The following is a 19,186-nucleotide window of genomic DNA, read 5'->3' as shown; positions in this document are numbered from 1 at the left end:
CATTTCCTTGCAGAAATGTGATGTCGATAGGGATTTTCGCTTGCCTCGATAGAATTCTTGGATATAGTCGAGTGCTGTTGCCTTATAAATTGCCCTTTGCGGTCGTATTTTAACAATGTTTACTATTTTGCGGGGATAAAGGATTGCGCCACCTGATGCTACTGCTGGTCGCGCTCGGAATGGTGGGTTGTGCCTCGGCACCCCAGACCGAGGTCGCGAGTAAGATTGAAGTTTCCATGATGGAACCCGTGATTGAACCGGAAGCTTCGCAGACACCCGATGTAAACGAAATCCTGACCGTATATAAAGAGTGGCGTGGTGTGCCCTACCGCATGGGTGGGAGCAGCCAGCGAGGCATAGATTGTTCTGCCTTTGCGCGTGAAGTGTTCCGTAACGCCGTTGGCATCGAGTTGCCACGAGACACCCGCTCCCAGGTGCACGAGGGAACCCGGGTTGCAAAGCGGGATCTGATGGAAGGGGATCTGGTCTTCTTCAAGATAAGCAAGCGCCTGAATCATGTAGGCATTTATGTTGGCAACGGTGAGTTCATCCATGCCTCCACCCGAGCCGGTGTGACCCGCTCCAAACTGGATAATGCCTACTGGCGCGGCAAGTTCTGGCAAGCACGCCGGATAGAAATCTGAGTCAGGCTGGACAAACGGCTCGCAGTACGGACTGTTTCTCCAACCTCACTTGAACCGGGCTCAGGCAGCCCGGTTTTTTATGGCCGTCATTTAGACTTTCCGGGGCCAACTCTCTATAGTGTGGCCCCCCGTTCCTCGGCAGATCCAGCATGAAGACCCACTCCGATCGCAAATCCGGCTTGCACCCGCGCAATCGCCATCAGGCGCCCTACGATTTCGACGCGCTCTGTCAGCGTACTCCCGAGCTGTTGCCATTTGTCTTTACCAATGAGCACGGCACCCGCACGCTCGATTTTGCCGACCCTGCCGCCGTCAAGGCGCTCAACCGTGCCCTGCTGGCGCTGCACTATGGCATCAACCATTGGGATCTGCCGCCGGGTTACCTCTGTCCTCCCATTCCGGGGCGAGTGGACTACCTGCACAGGGTCGCGGATCTGCTGACGGAGAGTGCCGGTCAGCTGCCCACGGGCAAGAGTGTGCGGGTGCTGGATATCGGGGTAGGGGCGAATTGTATCTATCCGTTGCTGGGGGCCCGTGAATATGGCTGGCGCTTCGTGGGATCGGACATCGACCCCGTGTCGGTCAAGGCGGCAACCCTGCTGGCGAACAGTAATGGGTTGGGGGCTCAGATAGAGTGCCGCCATCAGAGCAATTCCAAGCACATTTTCCTCGGTATTATTGGTCCAAAAGAGCGTTTTGCACTGACACTCTGTAATCCCCCCTTCCATGCCTCTCTCGCCGAGGCGAGCAAGGGCAGCGAGCGCAAGCTGCGCAACCTCGGGAAAGCGGTGACAGGATCCCCTGTGCTCAACTTCGGTGGCCAGAAGGCGGAACTCTGGTGTGAAGGGGGAGAGGCGGCGTTTCTGGCCAGCATGATAAGCCAGAGCAAGGCGTTCGCCAGCCAATGTCTCTGGTTCAGCTCATTGGTATCGAAGAAAGAGAACCTGCCCGCCGCCAAGAAGGCGCTGGCTCAGCAGGGGGCATGTCAGGTACGGGTGATCGACATGGCGCAGGGCAACAAGGTGAGCCGCATTCTGGCATGGAGCTTCCTGGATGCCGAGGCGCATGCGCATTGGTGGTCCGCCGGGCAAAAATGATCGAAAAACGGGGCGCTGACGGTAAAAATATGCCGTATGGCGTCCTTTTATGGTTTGGCCTTTTCTCGTGACGTTGCCGTCAAGATAATCGTTTTTCCCATCTGAACGGCCTCTATTGCCCCCTCTGGTTAGTAGTTACTTTCACCTGCGGTACAGTTGTACGCCGAGATTTTTTTGCACTTACCATTGAAACTTTCATAAAATAGGACTGGTTAGACCTCTTTATAGGCTTTGAATCGAATAGGGATCGGTGAATGAAAGTTGTCGATTTTCTGAAACACAAGCGCGAAATACTGGCGCAGCACCCCTTTGAGCTCAAGGATTGGCTCTCTCCGGCGATCCGCGACTATTGGCGTGAGTTTCAGCAAAAGGCACATCTTCACCCTCTGCTGGGACGAGTGCTTGACCTGCAAATCGATCACCAATTTGTGCGGCGCCAAGGTGCCTCTCAGGCCCAGACGGTTAATCGCCAGCCGGCGCTGGCCGAAGGCGAGCTGATCGAGCTTGACGGCGAGGCGGCCAGCCTCTATGCCGAACTGCAGACCCAGATCGGGGAAGAGACCCATGTCGGTGAGTGGCTGCAGGTCAGCCAGTCGCTGATCGATCAGTTCGCCGCGGTGACGGGGGATCATCAATGGATCCACACCGATCCCGAGCGGGCAGCAGCCGAATCGCCGTTCAAGACCACCATTGCCCATGGTTTTCTGACCCTGGCCTTGCTGCCTCAATTGACCGGTTCGGTGGATGAGTCGACCCCGGAGTTTCCGAGCGCCCGCATGGTGGTGAATTTCGGTCTGGAGCAGGTTCGTTTCCCGTACCCGATCAAGGTGGACAGCAACATCCGGGCGCGCACCCGGCTCTCCAGAGTGACCCCCATCAAGGGTGGCCTCGAGCTGCTCAAAGAGATCAAGATAGAGATCGAGGGCATTCGCCGCCCCGGTTGCGTCATCGAATCGGTTACCCGAATCTATTTCTGACCTCGTCCTCTGAGGCAGATAAAAACAGGCCCACCTTGGTGGGCCTGTTTCGTTCCGGGTATTTACCGAGCGCGTGACTAGAAGCTGGCCCCCAGGGTGATGGTATGGCGCCACTCCTTGTCTCCCAAGCGCTCTCGTACCCCACCATAGTCGAGCCAGCTGTCGTCCCAACTCAGCTCGCTCGACCAGGAGAGGCGCAGGTGATCGTTGAAGTAGTACCTGAGCCCCAGATTGCCGTTGATGGTCTGGTTGCGAGTCAGGTAGGGGGAGGGTTGATCGAGAAACTTCTCGTAGTTGCCCTTGCTGAACAGCTCGAATCGCTGCTGCCACAGAGAGATTGGCTGGCGATAGTCCCAGCCCAGGCTGGCGACGGGATAGTTGATGATGCGATCTTCGAACAAGTCTGAATAGACCCACTGTTCTTGGGTGAAGTAGGCACGTTGCAAGCCGAGCTGACTGACCAGCTCCAACCGCCGCCGCTTGTCGTTCCAGAAGCGATAGCCCGGTCCCGAGGCATAACTCAGGTTCAGATAGTTGGTCTCTATCATGTCGTAGTCGGCATCAATGGAGGAGCGCAGGAACCAGTTGGCGTTGAAGAAGTAATCCAGCTTGGGGCTGAGCTTGTATTCATGGCTGTCGGTGACACTGTTCGACGTCTCGTAGATGTACTCCCCATCCAGGCTGTAACGCCAATCCAGGTTGGCCACCTCGGTGGAGGCCTTGAGATTGACGTTGTTGGTCTTCTTGTCGCTCTCCTTCAGTTTGACGTTAAGATCGGCGGTGCCGGTCAGCAGCCAGGCATTGAGCTCGTCCGGAGAGTCCAGCAAGGGGATGCCCGTCTTGGTCAAGGGCTTGGGCTGTTCCTGCTTGTCGAGCCGCCAGCGCTTGATGGCATCGCGCTGGACCCTCAGGGTCTGGCTATAGGGCAGGGCGATGGTCACCTGCTCGTCGCTTATCTCCTCAATGGTGCCGGTTAGACGATCGCCGTTATGCATCCACAGGATGTCAGCCATGGCCGCCGTGCTGGCACACCACAGGATCAAGCAGCAAGCCCCGTTTCTCATCCCCTTCATGGGGGAACGAGCGTTCAATCGCTGATGGGCTGGGGTAGCCCATTCTTGCTATCGAGCAGGCTGGTCACCCGAGCGCTGTCCACCTCGGGGGCGGCAATGAACTGTTCGACCTCGGCTGACAACACCAGGGGAGCACCCTCGGCCAGCTCTTCCTCGGTGCGAGACAGGGGGGAGTGCACCTCCAGCCAACGCTTGCCATCGGGCTCCAGCGCCGTCTTGACCGGCTGGTTGATCACCCGCACCTGAGTGCCGACCGGCACTATCTTGAACAGGGTCTCGATGTCATCGGGACGCAGGCGAATACAGCCCGCGCTGACCCGCAATCCGACGCCGAAATCCTTGTTGGTACCGTGGATCAGATAGTCCTTGTTGCCATAGCCGAGGCGCATGGCGAACTTGCCGAGGGGATTGTCTGGGCCGGGCGGCACCACGGCGGGCAGGTCGATGCCTTTTTGCTCCAGCCAGGACTTGCGCACCATGGGGCCGGGCACCCAGGTCGGATTGGGGTTCTTGGCGATGACGGTGGTGGTCATCTCCGGCGTCTCGCGGCCGATGTCACCGATGCCGATGGGCAGCACCATCACCTCCTGCTTGCCCTTGGGGAAGTAATAGAGCCGCAGTTCGGGCAGGTTGATGACGATCCCCTCGCGCGGTACATCGGGCAGCAACATCTGGGTAGGGAGGGTCAAGCGGGTGCCCGGAGTGGGTAAATAGGGATCTACCCCCGGATTTGCCTCGAGCAGCGCCAAAAAACCAATCTGGGTATGTTTGCCCACCAATTCCAGGTGGTCACCCTCTTGTACTATGTAATCTTCCAGCTCGCCGATGAGACGGCTGTTGGCCGGCGGGAGGGGATAGGTGATGGACCAGACCGGCGCGGCCCAGAGGCTGGCAGCGACCAGCAACAGTGAGACGATACGTGTATACAACATGGTTTTTCCTATCTGTATGCCGTGAGGGAGCGCTTCCCTCCCAAAAACGAACAGGGATTGTTAACCAATCCCCCGGTGATTACCAGCGCCGGGCCATGGCATCCCTGAGCCTGACTAATGCGCCATTGACCCTCTTTTTAGTGTGAAGACCGCCTGTACCCCGGGGCTCTGGCGCCGAGGCCGCGTTAGAACGACGGACTGGATATAGATGGGGATAGCGCGGGCAGTCGTCAAGTCTCGACATCTGGGGCGTGGCAGCGGCAGCCGCAACAGGGCGTGGGCTGGAAAAGGGGACTCTCGTCAGTACGTCTGGGTAGCCTGTGCTGATTTAATAGGCAGTCGTATGATCTACAACGATATTTACATTGATTTCCCGACTGGGGTTGGGTCAATATGAGTTCCCGTGGAGAGATGCCGGAGTGGCCGAACGGGATTGACTCGAAATCAATTGTGGTAGCAATACCACCCAGGGTTCGAATCCCTGTCTCTCCGCCATCTATACAGCCCAATCGATCATATCGGTTGGGCTTTTTCTTTATGTGCCGTTTGTGATCTTCCGGCAGAGACTGGGCGTCTCTGCCGGACCAGCCGTCAGCTCTTGCTGCGACTGGCGAGCTGGCGCAGCAGTTGGGTGCTCTGGTGCAGGCTCTGCTGTTGCAGCTCGTTTAGCGGGCACTGCTTGAGCACATACTCGGCGCTGGCCACCACCGTCTTCCAGCGCGGGGCCTTGGGCAGGGTGTCCAGGTTCAGGTATTTGTCGAGGGTGCGGGTCTGGGGGCTGGATCTGTCCATGTAGACGCGCCACAGCTTGCTCCTCTCCGCCAGCACTATCTTGCCCTTGCCGGTGCTCTGCTGCCAGGCATCCAGGGTGAGGCGCATGGTATCCACCAGGGCCCGGCGCAGCGGCTCGTCATCCTGTTGGCGGATAAGGTTGTCGGCAAGGGAGCGGAATTCCCCCCCCAATCGGCTCAGTTCCCCCAGCAGTTGGCCATCCTCAATGATCGCCTGACGGGACAGGCTTTTGAGGGCATTTTCTAGCGCCATCACCCGGTTGTCATCCTGACGGGATTCCGTGCTGAGGGTGAGGGCGAAGGCGCGTTGACCACCTAGGCTGATGGGCAGAGCGCGAGCATTGAGTTCGTCTTTCTGGCCGGCCACCAGGAAGGTCAGATCCTGCTCCTGGCATACCGTCATGTCGGGCCACTGGCTCGCCAAGGGGGAGGCCAGCCACTCATCCAGCGGCAAGCCCTCCATGGCTTCCGGCTCCTGGCCCAGCAGTCTTGCCAGCACCCGTGAGGCAAACAGCACAGTGCCTTGCTCGTCGATGAACACCATGGGATCGGCTCCTTCCCCGAGCAGGGTGAGCAGCCGCTCCTGATCCTGATGCAACTGATCCTGCAGGCTCAGGCGATGTTCAATCTCTTGCTTGAGCAGCCGGTTCTCCACCAGCGAGGCGCGGCCGGCGCGGGCCTCCAGCAGTGCCCTGACCCGAGCGAACAGCTCCTCCTTGCAGAACGGTTTGACCAGGTAGTCGTTGGCCCCGGCGTTGAAGCCTTCCTCGATGTCCTTTGGCTGATTGAGAGCGGTGAGCAGTAGCACCGGCAGTTGATCCTTGGGGTGCTGCTCGCGCAGGCGGCGACACACATCGAAGCCAGACAGGGTTGGCATCATCACGTCCAGCAAGATGAGGTCGACCGGCTCTTGCGCTAGCTTGGCGAGGGCATCGTGGCCATCGCTGCTCGGCAAGATGCGGTAGCCGCAGGGTTGCAGCAGGTGACGCAGGATGTGCAGGTTGATGGGCTCGTCATCCACCACCAGGATGAGGGGCGCATCGGCCGGCGGCAAGGGCAGGTCGTCACTCTCCCAGTCCGGCAGGATCAGCGGCTGCTGACGTACCAGCTGATGCTCCATCTGACGGCTGTCCAGCGTCAGACTGCCAGCCTTGCCGCTGGCCAGTGGCAAGGTGAAGGCAAAGGTAGAGCCGACACTGGGTTCACTCTCCACGCTGAGCTCACCTCCCATCAGATGCACCAGTTGGCGGGTGATGGAGAGGCCGAGCCCGGCCCCCTGCTTGCTTAGCTCCGGGCTCATCTGCACCAGCGGTTCGAAGATGTGCTCCAGGTGTTCCCGGGGTATACCGATGCCGGTGTCGGTCACCTTGATGCGCAGGAACTGGCCTTCAACCAGAGCGCTCAACACCACCTTGCCCTGAGGGGTGTACTTGATGGCGTTGCCCACCAGGTTGTAAAGCACCTGTTCGAGGCGCTGCTCATCGGCCAGCACAGGTGGCAGTTCGACCGGACTGATGTCCACCAGGGTGAGGGGCTTGGCCTGCACCAGATGCTGGCAGAGATCTAGCACCAGCCGGATCACCCCCTTGGAGGAGACGGGTTGGGGGTGGATTTCCAACTGGCCGTAGCGCATCTGGTGATAATCGAGCAGATCGTCCACCAGTCGGGCCAGGCCGTCGGCACTCTTGATGATGAGGCCGAGCTGCTTCTGCTGGCCCTCGGTCAGGTCCTGCTGGCTGGCGAGCATGGATTCCGCCATGCCCTTGATGCCATGGATGGGGGTGCGCAGCTCGTGGGAGGTGTTGGCGAGCAGCTCATCCTTGAGTTTGTCCGCCTGCTGCAGGCTCAGGTTCTGCTTGTGGGTCAGCTTGACCTGCTGTTGCAACTCTTGGGTCTGGCGCTCGATCAGCTCGATTTTGTCTTTCACCGAGCGCTGCATGTGGCGAAATGCCTGGGCGAGCCGGTCGATGTCATCGTCGGTGCGAGGGATGGTAATGGGGTGATCGAGCGCCCCGTCGGCCACCTGCTCGGCGGCGGCAGTGAGGGATCGCAGCGGCGCCGTGATGGAGTGGGAGAGCCAGCGCGAGAACAAGATCAGCAGCAGCAGCGAGCCGGCCCCCAGCAGGATCACTAGCGTCTCCAGCTGGCGGATGGGGGCATAGGCCTCGCTGGTGGAGATCTCAGCGACAAAAGCCCACTCGGTATCGAATACCTTGACCTGGGTATAGGCGGCCAGCACCTCATCATCGTGATAGGAAAGGAAGGGGCCAACTCCTTGCTCGCCAGAGAGCGCCTTGAGGATGAGCGGTGTCTGCAGCGGCCGGAAATTGGGGCTGAAGCTGTTCTCCACGCTGAACTCGGGGGCGAGCCAGGCGTTGGCCCGCATCCGCTTGTCCGGACCGATAAGAATGGTCTCACCGGTCTCTCCTAGCCCCTCCCGCTCCGCCATGATCTGGTTGAGCTTGTCTGGCAGCAGCTCGAAGATCACCACGCCGCGCACATAGTCGTACTGCATGACGGGGGCCGCGAGATAGGCGACCACCTGGCCGGTCAGCTCGTTGCGGCCAAAGTCGGTGAATTCGAAGATTTGCTGGGGCTTCTGGCCACCATCGAGGCGCCGCTTGATCTTGGCGAAGGTGTTGCCAAGGCCGCTCGCCTGATAGGGGCCCGAGAGCAGGTTGGTGGCAAAGTTGGCATGCTTGGTGACCGAATAGACCACGTCGCCATTGAGATCCACCAGGAAGATGTCGCTGTAGTTGGATTTGCGCACCATGTCGGCATAACCGCGATGAAAACGCTGATGCACCCGGCCGTACATCTCGTCGGCCAGGATCAGGGCGCTGATGGAGGGCTCGATGTCCACCTTGTCGTCGGGTTTTTGCAGCTGATCCCAGGAGCCCGGCACATAGCGGGCCTGGGCGCGGGCGCGGGCTTCTTGCGGGGTGGTGCCGAGCTTTTCGAAGGCACCGGTGAAACCATAGAAACGACCGATACTGTTGCCGGCAAAATCCTGCTGAGAGAAGTTGATGATCTGCTCTTTGAGGTTGCCGAAGTAATCTTCCAGCTGGCTCTTCTTGATGTTACGCACCGACACCAGATGATTAGAGGTCTGGGTGGTGAGATCCTTGCCGTGGCTGTAGAGGAAAAACAGGGTGACGACCAGGAAGGGCACCATGGCCAACATGAAAAAAGCCAGCATCAGCTGCGGTCTGAGCCCACGAGGCTTGAAGGTCCATTTCATCGTGTGATTTTCAATTGAGAATCCAGTTACTAAGCACCTCAAGTCTCTGATTAAAGACTAATCATTTCAATGACTTTATCTTAAATTCGCATGCTGGGTCACAACGGCTGGGGGAATTTTGGTCAAGCCGTTTAAAGCCTGAGCAAACAGTCGAGAAAAGTGCTGAAAGTCAGAAAAAAGGGTTGTGCCCGTGCTCGTGGTACGTATAATGCGCCTCGTTGTCAGGTAACTGGCACGCGGCAATAAAGCGGGAATAGCTCAGTTGGTAGAGCACGACCTTGCCAAGGTCGGGGTCGCGAGTTCGAGTCTCGTTTCCCGCTCCAATTTTTCATGGCACCAACCATAAACATCACTCTCAAGGTTCCATACCTTGTCAGCATGGCGCGTTAGCAAAGCGGTTATGCAGCGGATTGCAAATCCGTTTAGTCCGGTTCGACTCCGGAACGTGCCTCCATATCTCTCCTCGTTTTTCGTCATTCATGCCCTGTTTCAGCGTTGAAACCTCCTGTGCGGCATACCTATTTCACCTTGTTCAATATCCTTGCTGAGCGAGTAATTGCTCGCAGCCCTGCTGGCGCCACTCTCTTTGCAGATAACGCTCCACCTCGGCCGGTGATTGTCCCCTAAATTGGAAAGGTAGCTCGGCCGACACATCGGTCAGGTTAGCCATTTTTTGCTTCAGCTGGCCACATTGCCACAGACTGACCACGGGTGCTCCCTGATAAGCCAGTTCGATGGCATCTCCCTGATTGAGCTTCCACTCCTGCCATTGCGACCAGAGCAGCAAACCCAGCACGCTCAGGATCGCGACTTCTGCCAGTTTCATCTGTTGTTCTCCCACCACAGGTTGCCTGTCATCTAACTCTCGCCCAAAGAGTGGCTTTTGCCAGGCTTGTTACTCTTTGGTTAAATAATGTAACCCATTTTCACTTTTTGGTTTTTTGGCGGTTTTTTTACAAAAAAATGGGCTTATTGGTGTAGTAATCCTACAAAATGTGGAGTAATCTTTGTTCAGTGGTCTTACCAGTGAGGCGTTAAATCATGTTCCATCCATTCTCTCTGACTCAGATAATCCTTCGCCGTATCTTTGTGCTGCTGGTGGGCATTCTGGCCTTCCCGGTGATGCTGTTTCGCAGCGATCGCGCCCGCTTCTACAGCTACCTGCACCGCATCTGGAACAAGACCAGTACCAAGCCGGTGTGGCTCAAGATGAGCGAACGGGGTGAGCGGATCTTCTACTGATCCCCCTCTGTAAATAAAAAAGACAGCCTAGGCTGTCTTTTTTATTTTCGTCAACATCATGAAATCACTGCGCTTTTCTTTAATCTGTTGGCTGTGCGCCGACGCAATCCATGCTAAGCCACTGCGCTGCTTCTTCTCTGCCTTTCCCCACCCGGGCATGTCCGCCATCTCATCCCTATTTCCGGCATGTCACGTCGCCTGTCGCCCCGTGGACTCCGCTGTTTAGCACCCTGCTGACTGCTGAGGCAATCAAGACCCGGATTTTTCTGCAGGGTGGAGTTCGGCCAGCGCCGCCTGCAGGCGGCTGAGGCCAATGGGCTTGAACAGGCACTCATCCATGCCGGCGGCAAGGCAGAGCTCCCGCTCACGGGGCAGAGCATGGGCGGTGAAGCCCCAGATGGGCACTGTGTGGCCACGGGCCCGCAGGTGGCGGGTCAATTCGAAGCCATCCATCACCGGCATCTGGCAGTCGGTGATGACGAGATCGAAGTCGTGGCTGCCGACGGCTCGCAGCGCCTCCAGCCCGTTGCCGCGCACGCGAACCTCGTGGCCAAGATGCTTGAGTTGCTGGCGCAGCAGTGTCTGGTTGGCATGGTTGTCATCCACCACCAGGATCCGTAACGACCTCTGCTCGATGGCCTCATGGCGGATGAGGAGAGGAGCGGGACGCAGGCTGGTCGAGGCCGCCAGCGTCAACGGTAGCCGGACATCGAGCCGGGTGCCCACACCGACCACACTGCTGACCCCGATGTGGCCGCCCATCATCTGGCACAGCACCTGGGCGATGTTGAGGCCAAGGCCGGTCCCCGCGAACTGATAGGGGGAGTGGGCGCGATAGAAGGGATCAAACAGCAGCGGCAGCTTGTCGGCCGGGATGCCGACCCCGCTGTCGGTGATGATCAGCCGCAGCACGGGCGTATGCGGGTCATCTTGCACCAGGCTGGCGCTGAGGCTGACCTCGCCCCGTTCGGTGAACTTGATGGCATTGCTCAGCAGATTGAAGATGATCTGGCGCAGGCGCAGCGGGTCGACCAGCACCTGCGGCAACGGCTGGATCGCGAGATCGATGCGATAGTTCAGCCCTTTCTGCTCGGCCATGCTGGTGAACACCTGGGCGACCGATTGCAGCAGCGGCGTGAGCTCGCAGGGCTGTGGAACCAATGTCATCTGACCCGCCTCGATGCTGGATATATCCAGCACGTCCCCAATCAGATCCAGCAGGCCGTTTGCCGATTCAGAGGCGATGCGCAGCTGCTCGCCGGTATGGAGCGACAGTGCGGGATCCTGGATGGCGAGCTCCAGCATGCCGAGAATGGCATTCATGGGGGTGCGGATCTCGTGGCTCATGGTGGCGAGGAAGTCGCTCTTGGCCCGGCTCGCCAGGTCGGCCTGCTCCTTGGCCAGACGCAGTGCCTCCTCCATCGTCTTGCGCTCAGAGATGTCAATCCAGCCGTTGATCACCCCGCGGATGGCCCCCTGATTGTCGCAATAGGGCACCATCCAGTGGTAAGTGCAGACGCTGCTCCCCCCCCGGTTGAAGATGCGATCGGTGAAGATGGGCTGGCCCTCTCGCAGCACCCGTGCAAAGTCTTGCTCCAGGGTGGCGATGGACTCGGCATCGATCCGGCCACGCAGCCCCTCGACCAGTGACTTGCCCAGCACCTCCTCCGTTTTCGCCTCGAGCAGTGCCAGATACTTGCTGTTGCACAGCAGCACGGTGCCGCTCTTGTCTCGCACCACCATGGGGTGGGGCAGGCTCTCCCCCAGCGCCTCGATGAAGTTGATATGGGCTTCCAGTTGCTGGCGGGAGGCTTGCTCCGAGTGGGCCAGCCGGTTGAGCATGCGGTTGCGATAGAGCAGCAACAGGGCGAGACCGAGCAGGATCGCCACCAGCAGGTAGATGTAGTCGGCATGGCGCTCCATGAAGCTGGGGGTGGGCAGCTTACGGTTACGCCACTCATAGCTCATCATCGCCAGCTCGTTGGGGGAGATGGAGAGGATGGTCTTGTCGAGGATCTGCAGCAGCATGGCGTTGTCCTGCCCGCTGGCAAAGCCCATCCGGATAGGTTCATCATCGGCGGGACCGGCGATGCGCAGCCTGCTCAGATGACCATTGTCGATCACATGCTGGGCGAAGTAGAGCGGCACTATGGCGGCGTCGAGCTTGCCTTGGTTGACGGCTTGCATCGCCTGCTCGGCACTCTCCATGACGCTGAGCTGGCTGCTCGCAAGCTGACTGGCGAGGGGATTGTAGCGGGTGACGCCCACCTTCTTTCCGGCCAGACTCGGCAGGCCGTCGATGCTCTGGTCGCTCTGCTGGGCGAGGATCACATAGATGTCGTCGCTGGCGTAGGGGAGTGACGGCTGCAGCCGATAGCGCTCGGCCACGGGCTGGGAGATGGCACCGATGAGATCGACCCGCCCTGCCTGTATGGCCTCGCTGAGCCGCTGCTCCGAGTTGAAGGAGACAAACTCGAAGTGGAGACCGGAGCGCTTGCTCACCTTGGCCAGCATGTCGACCGTCATGCCGGTCAGCTGATCGTCGTAATCCCTGACGCCATAGGGATACAGGTTGTCCATCAGCCAGACCCTGATGGGGGGCGCCTGTTGCAACCAGGCCAGCTCGGCGGCGTCATAGAGCTCGGTCGGGTGATCGATGATGTCGCGAATGGGCCCGTTCCATTGACTGAAGATCAGGTTGCGGGTTACGTCACCTATGTCTTGCAGGGCGTGGTTGATGAGGCTGAGCAGTTGGGGTGTGCGGGCGGAGACCGCGAAGCGAAAGTCGGTGGAGGCCAGGCTCGGCTGCGCCTCGCCGCGGGGCTTGAGGCTATCGAAGCGCTCGCTGTTGAGGTAATACATCGAGTGGATGTCGCTGAGCAACAGCTCCTGCCGGCCAAAGAAGACGGCGTCGAAGGCGGCCATGTTGGAGGGGTAGGTCACCAGGCGGAGCATGGGGTAGTAGCGTTTGAACTCCCGCGGATCGACGTAGCCCTGCACGGTGGCGACGCTCTGGCCTGGCGTAAACAAGGGGCCCTGGCGCTGCCGCTGGGCCGAGAAGACCGGAGTGTTGTTGAAATAGCGCTGGCTGAGCCGGATCTCCTGCCTGTCGGTGTCGGCCAGGGTCAGATTGCCTAGGTTGACGATGTCGACCTCGCCACTGCGCAGGGCCGCGAGCGCACTCTGCTTGTCGGCGAAGATGTGCAGTTTGAGCGGTTTTTGCAGGGTATTGGCCAGGATATTGAGGTAATCGGCGGAGATCCCCTCGAAGCGCGTGTCCGAGACGATCATGCTGAACGGGCGGTAGTCGTGTTGCAATATACCAACGCGCAGCAGCTTGGTCTGCTTCAGCCAGCGCTGCTCGGCCGGGCTCTGGGGGAAATGGCTGTTCTGGGCACCGTGGCGGCTGTGCAGCGTCAACGCCTGTGAGGGCAGGGCGAGCAGCAGGCAGAGCAGGCTCAGTGATCGAAGAAGGTTCATCATGCCACCCGGGTTGCGACAGTCGTCCTTGTCGGTCAAATGGGCCAGAAAGCGGCATTCTATCGGAAAAATCTTACTATGAGTCCCTCGTTTCGGCATTTTTGCGTGATAGCGACACGAAAAAATGGCGGGACTTGCCCGCCATTGATACTGATTATCAGTCGACCGTCGGCCGCATTCACTTAGCCGAACTGATAGGAGCCCATGTAGAGGCTGCCGTAGTCCCAGCTGTCGTGCAGCTTGCGGGGCTTGTCCTGGCCGGCGGCGCCCAGTGCCACGAACAGCGGGCGCAGGTGATCGTCGTGGGGATGGGACTCCACGGCGCCCGGCGCGCGGGCCCGGTAATCTTCCAGTGCGGGGCGATCCCCCTCGGCCATGGTTTGCTCCAGCCAGTGGGCAAAGTCGCTCGCCCAGGCGGGAACGGGGGAGCCGTCCGGCCCGAGCGCCCGCAGGTTGTGGGTGATGGCGCCGGAGGCGAGGATGCCAATCCCTTGCTCGCGCAGGGCCTGCAGGGCTGCCCCCAACTGCCACAGCTGGGCCGGCGTGAAGTTGGCCGGGATGGAGAGCTGTACCAGCGGGATCTCGCTGGCCGGATCCATCAGGGAGAGCGGCGACCAGACGCCGTGGTCCAGCTCGCGTTTGACCGGGGTGGCGGCCAGACCGGCAAGCAGCAGCTGATCGCTCACCGCTTCTTGCAGCCAGGCCGGGCTGGTGGCGGGCCAGCGGATGCTGTAGAGCGGGTCCGGGAAGCCGTAGAAGTCATACATCAGCGCCGGCTTGGGCTCGACGTTGAGTTGCAGATCGGTGCGGCTGAACCAGTGAGCCGAGATCACCACCAGGCCCTTGATACTACCGAGTCGCAGGTTTTTCAGAAACTGGGTGGCAGGTTGATCACGCAGAACCAGATCCGGGGCGCCGTGGGAGATGAACCAAACGGGAGCGACAGTCATGATAAGACTCCTTGTTGGCAGTGTGGGCACAACCGGCCGTCACCGCATGAAACGGGATCAGGGCACAGGGCCACTGACATTGAAGTCATTATCTGCTCAAGTTTTATGGTTAACAATCCAATGCTATGTGTAATCACTGTTCACTTTTGGTTGATAGTGGCGGCGTTGGCAGCCATGTCAGGGGAGCTGAAAACCATCAGGCCAGCGGGTTGCGCTGGCCTGATGGTGACTTCTTGGCGATGGCTGACTCGCTGGATAGCAGCAGTTCCACATCGAAGCTAAGCACTGTGCTTCGCGGGATCTTGTTACTGAATACCCAGCAGCTCCACGTCGAAGATAAGGATGGTGCTTCGCGGGGATCTTGTTACTGAATGCCCAGCAATTCCACGTCGAAGATAAGCACGGATCCCGGCGGGATCTTGCCGGCGGCGCGATCGCCATAGGCCAGGTTGGCGGGGATGTAGAATCGGGTCTTCTCCCCTTCCACCATCAGCTGTACCCCTTCAGTCCAGCCGGCGATCACTTGGTTCAGACCAAACTCGATGGGCTCGCCGCGGGCGACCGAGCTGTCGAAGACGGTGCCGTCCAGCAGCTTGCCCTCGTAGTGCACCTTGACCTTGCTGGTGGCGGTGGGGTGCACAGTACCGGTGCCCGGAGTCAGCACTTCGTATTGCAGACCGGAGGCCGTAGTGGTCACCAGCGGTTTCTCCTTGTTGCTGGCGAGGAACTCGGCGCCCTGGCGCACGTTCTCTGCCGCCAGCTTTTTGTTGTTGGCACTGGAGTAGAAGTAGTAAGCCGCCCCGGCAATCAGCAGCGCGATCAGAATGAATTTCATCAGTTTTTCCTATTCCCTGTACAAAGAATGCAATGAGAGCGGCATCTTATCCCAGCCACGCAGAGAGGGCGAGTCGGGAGGCCGGAGGATGTGATAGTGAAGACAGATAGTGCAGACAGATAGCGCAGACAAAGGAGGAGAGTGACCTTTGCCCTCTCTCCGTTGGCTGGTTCTGTTGGAGGCCATGCCCAATGGCGAGGGGAGGGCGTTGCCATTCCCCCCTCGCGCCTGAGCTCGGCTTACTTGACCGCCACCATCATCAGGGCGGGCAGGGCGAAGAAGAGCCCACCCACATAGCCAAGGGCCAGCAGCTTGTTCTCGCTGCCCACCCGGGCCAGTGTCTCGGCCGCCTTGATGGGCAATTCCCGCAGGAAGGGCACGCCATAGATGAGCGCCACGGCGAACAGGTTGAACAGCACGTGCACCAGGGCGATGGTCAGCGCCAGCTGGGCACCGGCGCCGCTGATGGCGGTGGCCGCCAGCAGGGCCGTGATGGTGGTGCCGATGTTGGCGCCCAGGGTGAAGGGGTAGAGCTGGCGAGTGCTGAACACGCCGCCGCCGGCCAGCGGGATCATCAGGCTGGTGGTGGTGGAGGAGGACTGCACCATGACGGTGACCAGGGTGCCGGAGGCGATGCCGGTCAGCGGACCACGGCCCAGCGCTTTGTGCAGCAGCTCCTTGGCGCGGCCGACCATGACCCGTTGCAGTATCTTGCCGAGGCTGGTGACGCAGCCGAGGATCAGCAGGATACCGATGGCAATGGTGGCGATGGCGGGGCCCTTGCCCGGCAGGAAGGCGGCGGCCTGGTCGATAAGGTCCAGCGCCGGCGAGATGATGGGTTTCATGAAATCCATGCCCTTCATCGACATGTCGGCCGACCCCATCAGCAGGTTGGCGAGCCACTCTGCACTCTGTTGCAGCAGACCGAACATCAGCTCGAGCGGCAGGAAGATGAACACCGCCAGCAGGTTGAAGAAGTCGTGCACGGTGGCGGCGGCGAAGGCGCGGCGGAACTCTGCCCTGTCCCGAATATGGCCAAGGGAGACGATGGTATTGGTGATGGTGGTGCCGAGGTTGGCGCCCATCACCATGGGGATCGCCATCTCCATGGGCAGGCCGCCCGCCACCAGGCCGACGATCACCGAGGTGACGGTGCTGGAGGATTGCACCAGGGCGGTGGCCAGGATGCCGAGCAGCAGGGCGACGAAGGGGTTGTTGGCGAAGGCGAAGATCTGGGCCGCGCCCTCGGCGCCACCGGAGAAGCCTTTGAAACCGTGGGAGACGGCCCCGACGGCGACCAGGATCAGGTAGATCAGGGTGATGACAGCCAGCCAGTTGAACAGTGGGCCAGTGCGAAGGGTCTGCTGTTGTGGGGAAGATGGGGTGCTGTGCATGATGCCTCTGGGCAGTCTGTGAAAATGGACGGGCGCATTACAGCAAGGCTCCATGACAGAAATATGACAACGTGACATTTTTATGATGGTTTGATGACAGCCCTCTCATTACTGCTCATCGGTTGTGGTGTAGCGACATATCATGCTGATTAATATTTGATTGGTAGTGAGTTGAACTGATGTAGCGGATGGATGCGTTAGAAACTGACGGAGGGCGCGCGAAACGGCGGCCGGTCCGGTAACATCCCGCTGCCTCAGGAGGTAAACTGCGCGGTCATTTATTCGCAATTGTGAGTCTGTCATGAAGCCTTGGTCCCTCCTGCTCTTTCCCCTGACCCTGATCGCCCTCCCGTCCCATGCCGATATCCTCTCCTCCGGTTGCAGCGCCGAACAGGTGGCCATCGGCTCCGCCGTCAACAGCACCACCGGCGTTAACAGCCGTTGCTCGGCGGCGAGCGCCAAGCAGCGGGTAGACAATGCGGTCAACGATCCCGCCGGTTACGCCAAGCGCAAGGCGGCCCAGGCCACCGGCGTGGACGAGGCCTACAACAAGGCGAAGAACACCCAGCAGCGAGTCGAGAACGCGGTGGACGATCCCGCCGACTACGCCAAGCGTAAGGCGGCTCAGGCCACCGGGGTGGACGAGGCCTACAACAAGGCGCGCAACAGCAAGCAGCGGGTCGAGAATGCGGTGAACGATCCCGCTCAGGCGGCGGGCCGGGCCGTACTGCGCAGGAGCGGTGCATACTGATTTGCACCGTCAGCGGTGTGTGCGGCGCCATCAGCGACGCAAATGAAAAAGGGGAGCCACGGGCTCCCCTCTTTGCATCATGACGGATGTTTACTGGCCGTCGGCCGCTTCCTCGTACTGACGGAAGGGGATGCGGAATACCGCGAGGCGCAGGAACAGATAGGTCACCCCGATCCCCGCCCAGATGAGGCCAAGTTCGAGGGAGCTCTGCTCCAGGTTGATCCAGAGCGCGCCGATAGTGGCGGCGCCTAGCAGCGGCAACACCAGGAACAACAGGTGATCCTTGAGGCTCTTGTTGCGCTTCTCGCGCACCCAGAACTGACCGATGACCGACAGATTGACGAAGGTGAAGGCGACCAGGGCGCCGAAGTTCACCAGCGCCAGCGCCATGTCCAAGTCGAACGACACGGCGGAGAGGGCCAAGGCGCCCACCATCAGTACGTTGATGGCGGGAGTGCGGTATTTCGGGTGGATGTAGCCAAACACCCGCTCCGGGATCATGCGATCCCGTCCCATCACGTAGAGGATGCGCGACACCCCGGCGTGGGCCGCCATGCCGGAGGCCAGCACCGCCACCGTGGTGCACACCAGCACCACGCTCTGGAAGAAGGCGCCGCCGACGTAGAGGGCGATCTCGGGCAGCACCGCATCGGGCTCCTTGAAGCGGGCCAAGTCCGGGAAGTAGAGCTGCAGGCAGTAGGAGACCACCACGAAGATGACGCCGCCGATGAGGGCGGTCAGCACGATGGCGCGCGGGATCACCTTGCCGGCGTTGGGAGTCTCTTCGGAGAGCGAGCTCAGACCGTCGAAGCCGAGGAAGGAGAAGCAGAGAATGGTGGCGCCGGTAAACAGCGGCAGCATGCTGGCAGATTCCACATGGAACGGGCGGCTGCTCATCAGGGTGCCGGCACCCTCACCGTGATAGATGCCCCAGCCCATCAGGCCGATGAAGAGGGTGATGATGGCAATCTGGATCACCACGATGAAGCCGTTGAAGTTGGCGACCAGGTTGATGCCGCGCAGGTTCAGGAAGGTCATCACCGTCACCAGGCCGAAGATGAAGATCCAGGGATCGACCCCGGGGAACATGGCGGTCAGGTAGATCTTGGCCAACAGGATGTTGATCATCGGCATGAACATGTAGTCGAGCAGGGATGACCAGCCGACCATGAAACCGACGTAGGGGTTGAACACCTTCTGGGCATAGGTGTAGGCGGAGCCCGCGGAGGGGAAGCGGCGCACCAGATGGCCATAGCTGAACGCGGTCAGCAGGATGCCGCCCAGCGCCAGCAGGTAGGCGGTGGCGACGCGGCCGTCGGTGATGTCACCGACGATGGCGAAGGTGTCGAACACGGCCATGGGGGTCAGATAGGCCAGGCCCATGACCACCACTTGCCACATGCTGAGGGTTTTTTTCAGACGAACGGGTTGCTGGCTCACTCAGGCTTCCTCCTTACGTGCGCTGCAGGAAGTTGAATGGCTTGAGGCCATGGGACTGGTTTCACGCATACGCATCGCATCGGTATGCAGACCACAGACGTTGGTCGAGTGACGACCAAAGCAGGTTCCGGTGACAACCGGAGACAAAGCCAATAAGAGCCCCATGTTTTTCCTCATTGCGGCATTAGGTCCATCTGAACCTAGATATCATTTCCGGAAGTGTTCCGGCCTCGAAGTAGACATTTGTTTTCAAAATGAAAAATAACCGATGTGAGGATCACATCGGCTATTCAAATCGGCGCGCATTTTGCCCCAGATGGGGGGGGATGACAAGCCAGG

At 59.8% G+C, this 19,186-nt stretch carries 14 protein-coding genes and 3 tRNA genes; 8 read left to right on the top strand and 9 right to left on the bottom strand.

Annotation, left to right across the window (positions count from 1 at the left end):
• The first annotated feature begins 155 nt into the window (after nt 1-155).
• From BN1137_RS19935 to BN1137_RS19925, 3 genes are all read left to right on the top strand, one after another.
• Nucleotides 156-644: a C40 family peptidase gene (locus BN1137_RS19935; RefSeq protein WP_050720255.1), complete on the top strand. Its 489-nt coding sequence runs from the start codon at nt 156-158 to the stop codon at nt 642-644.
• A gap of 149 nt (nt 645-793) precedes the next feature.
• Nucleotides 794-1,741 (top strand): 23S rRNA (adenine(1618)-N(6))-methyltransferase RlmF, encoded by a 948-nt coding sequence (rlmF, locus tag BN1137_RS19930; RefSeq protein ID WP_050720254.1) that lies wholly within the window; start codon nt 794-796, stop codon nt 1,739-1,741.
• 254 nt (nt 1,742-1,995) lie between these two features.
• On the top strand, nt 1,996-2,718 hold the full coding sequence (locus BN1137_RS19925; protein WP_050720253.1) for a MaoC family dehydratase: 723 nt from the start codon (nt 1,996-1,998) through the stop codon (nt 2,716-2,718).
• A gap of 77 nt (nt 2,719-2,795) precedes the next feature.
• Here BN1137_RS19925 and BN1137_RS19920 read toward each other — a convergent pair whose 3' ends face one another.
• Nucleotides 2,796-3,782, bottom strand: coding sequence for a DUF481 domain-containing protein (locus BN1137_RS19920; RefSeq protein WP_050720252.1), 987 nt, complete (start codon nt 3,780-3,782; stop codon nt 2,796-2,798).
• Nucleotides 3,783-3,805: 23 nt separating this feature from the next.
• Nucleotides 3,806-4,723 (bottom strand): L,D-transpeptidase family protein, encoded by a 918-nt coding sequence (locus BN1137_RS19915; RefSeq protein WP_050720251.1) that lies wholly within the window; start codon nt 4,721-4,723, stop codon nt 3,806-3,808.
• A gap of 405 nt (nt 4,724-5,128) precedes the next feature.
• Here BN1137_RS19915 and BN1137_RS19910 point away from each other — a divergent pair.
• Nucleotides 5,129-5,218: transfer RNA gene (locus tag BN1137_RS19910), tRNA-Ser, on the top strand.
• Between the two features lie 96 nt (nt 5,219-5,314).
• Here the strand turns inward: BN1137_RS19910 and BN1137_RS19905 are convergent.
• Complete coding sequence (locus tag BN1137_RS19905) at nt 5,315-8,755, bottom strand: ATP-binding protein (protein WP_050720250.1); 3,441 nt, start codon at nt 8,753-8,755, stop codon at nt 5,315-5,317.
• A gap of 247 nt (nt 8,756-9,002) precedes the next feature.
• On the opposite strand from BN1137_RS19905, the gene BN1137_RS19900 reads away from it, so the two are divergent.
• Together BN1137_RS19900 and BN1137_RS19895 are read left to right on the top strand one after the other, a co-directional pair.
• Nucleotides 9,003-9,078, top strand: a tRNA-Gly gene (locus tag BN1137_RS19900).
• A 57-nt stretch (nt 9,079-9,135) separates the two neighbouring features.
• Nucleotides 9,136-9,209, top strand: a tRNA-Cys gene (locus tag BN1137_RS19895).
• A gap of 78 nt (nt 9,210-9,287) precedes the next feature.
• Here BN1137_RS19895 and BN1137_RS19890 read toward each other — a convergent pair.
• A complete protein-coding gene (locus BN1137_RS19890; protein WP_050720249.1) occupies nt 9,288-9,581 on the bottom strand; it encodes a hypothetical protein in 294 nt (97 codons plus the stop codon).
• A gap of 215 nt (nt 9,582-9,796) precedes the next feature.
• On the opposite strand from BN1137_RS19890, the gene BN1137_RS19885 reads away from it, so the two are divergent.
• On the top strand, nt 9,797-9,997 hold the full coding sequence (locus tag BN1137_RS19885) for a YbfA family protein (protein WP_050720248.1): 201 nt from the start codon (nt 9,797-9,799) through the stop codon (nt 9,995-9,997).
• A gap of 249 nt (nt 9,998-10,246) precedes the next feature.
• Here the strand turns inward: BN1137_RS19885 and BN1137_RS19880 are convergent, their stop codons facing one another.
• The 4 genes from BN1137_RS19880 to BN1137_RS19865 form a co-directional block, all read right to left on the bottom strand.
• Entirely contained in the window at nt 10,247-13,477 is a 3,231-nt protein-coding gene (locus BN1137_RS19880; RefSeq protein ID WP_050720362.1) for a response regulator, read from the bottom strand.
• 182 nt (nt 13,478-13,659) lie between these two features.
• Nucleotides 13,660-14,427, bottom strand: a complete 768-nt coding sequence (locus BN1137_RS19875) for a DODA-type extradiol aromatic ring-opening family dioxygenase (RefSeq protein WP_050720247.1) — start codon at nt 14,425-14,427, stop codon at nt 13,660-13,662.
• Nucleotides 14,428-14,791: 364 nt separating this feature from the next.
• On the bottom strand, nt 14,792-15,262 hold the full coding sequence (locus BN1137_RS19870; RefSeq protein ID WP_050720246.1) for a BamJ family beta-barrel-assembly machinery protein: 471 nt from the start codon (nt 15,260-15,262) through the stop codon (nt 14,792-14,794).
• A gap of 239 nt (nt 15,263-15,501) precedes the next feature.
• Complete coding sequence (locus BN1137_RS19865; RefSeq protein WP_050720245.1) at nt 15,502-16,656, bottom strand: sodium:phosphate symporter; 1,155 nt, start codon at nt 16,654-16,656, stop codon at nt 15,502-15,504.
• 301 nt (nt 16,657-16,957) lie between these two features.
• Between BN1137_RS19865 and BN1137_RS19860 the strand changes: the two genes are divergently transcribed.
• A complete protein-coding gene (locus tag BN1137_RS19860; RefSeq protein ID WP_050720244.1) occupies nt 16,958-17,407 on the top strand; it encodes a hypothetical protein in 450 nt (149 codons plus the stop codon).
• Nucleotides 17,408-17,497: 90 nt separating this feature from the next.
• Here the strand turns inward: BN1137_RS19860 and BN1137_RS19855 are convergent, their stop codons facing one another.
• Nucleotides 17,498-18,808 carry an APC family permease gene (locus tag BN1137_RS19855; RefSeq protein ID WP_157433868.1) on the bottom strand — a complete coding sequence of 437 codons (1,311 nt, stop codon included), beginning with the start codon at nt 18,806-18,808 and terminating at the stop codon, nt 17,498-17,500.
• Nucleotides 18,809-19,186: the final 378 nt, after the last annotated feature.

Origin of the sequence: Aeromonas tecta (assembly GCF_000820185.1) — a bacterium.
Lineage (GTDB): Bacteria > Pseudomonadota > Gammaproteobacteria > Enterobacterales > Aeromonadaceae > Aeromonas > Aeromonas tecta.
This window is presented reverse-complemented; position numbering and strand designations above follow the sequence as displayed.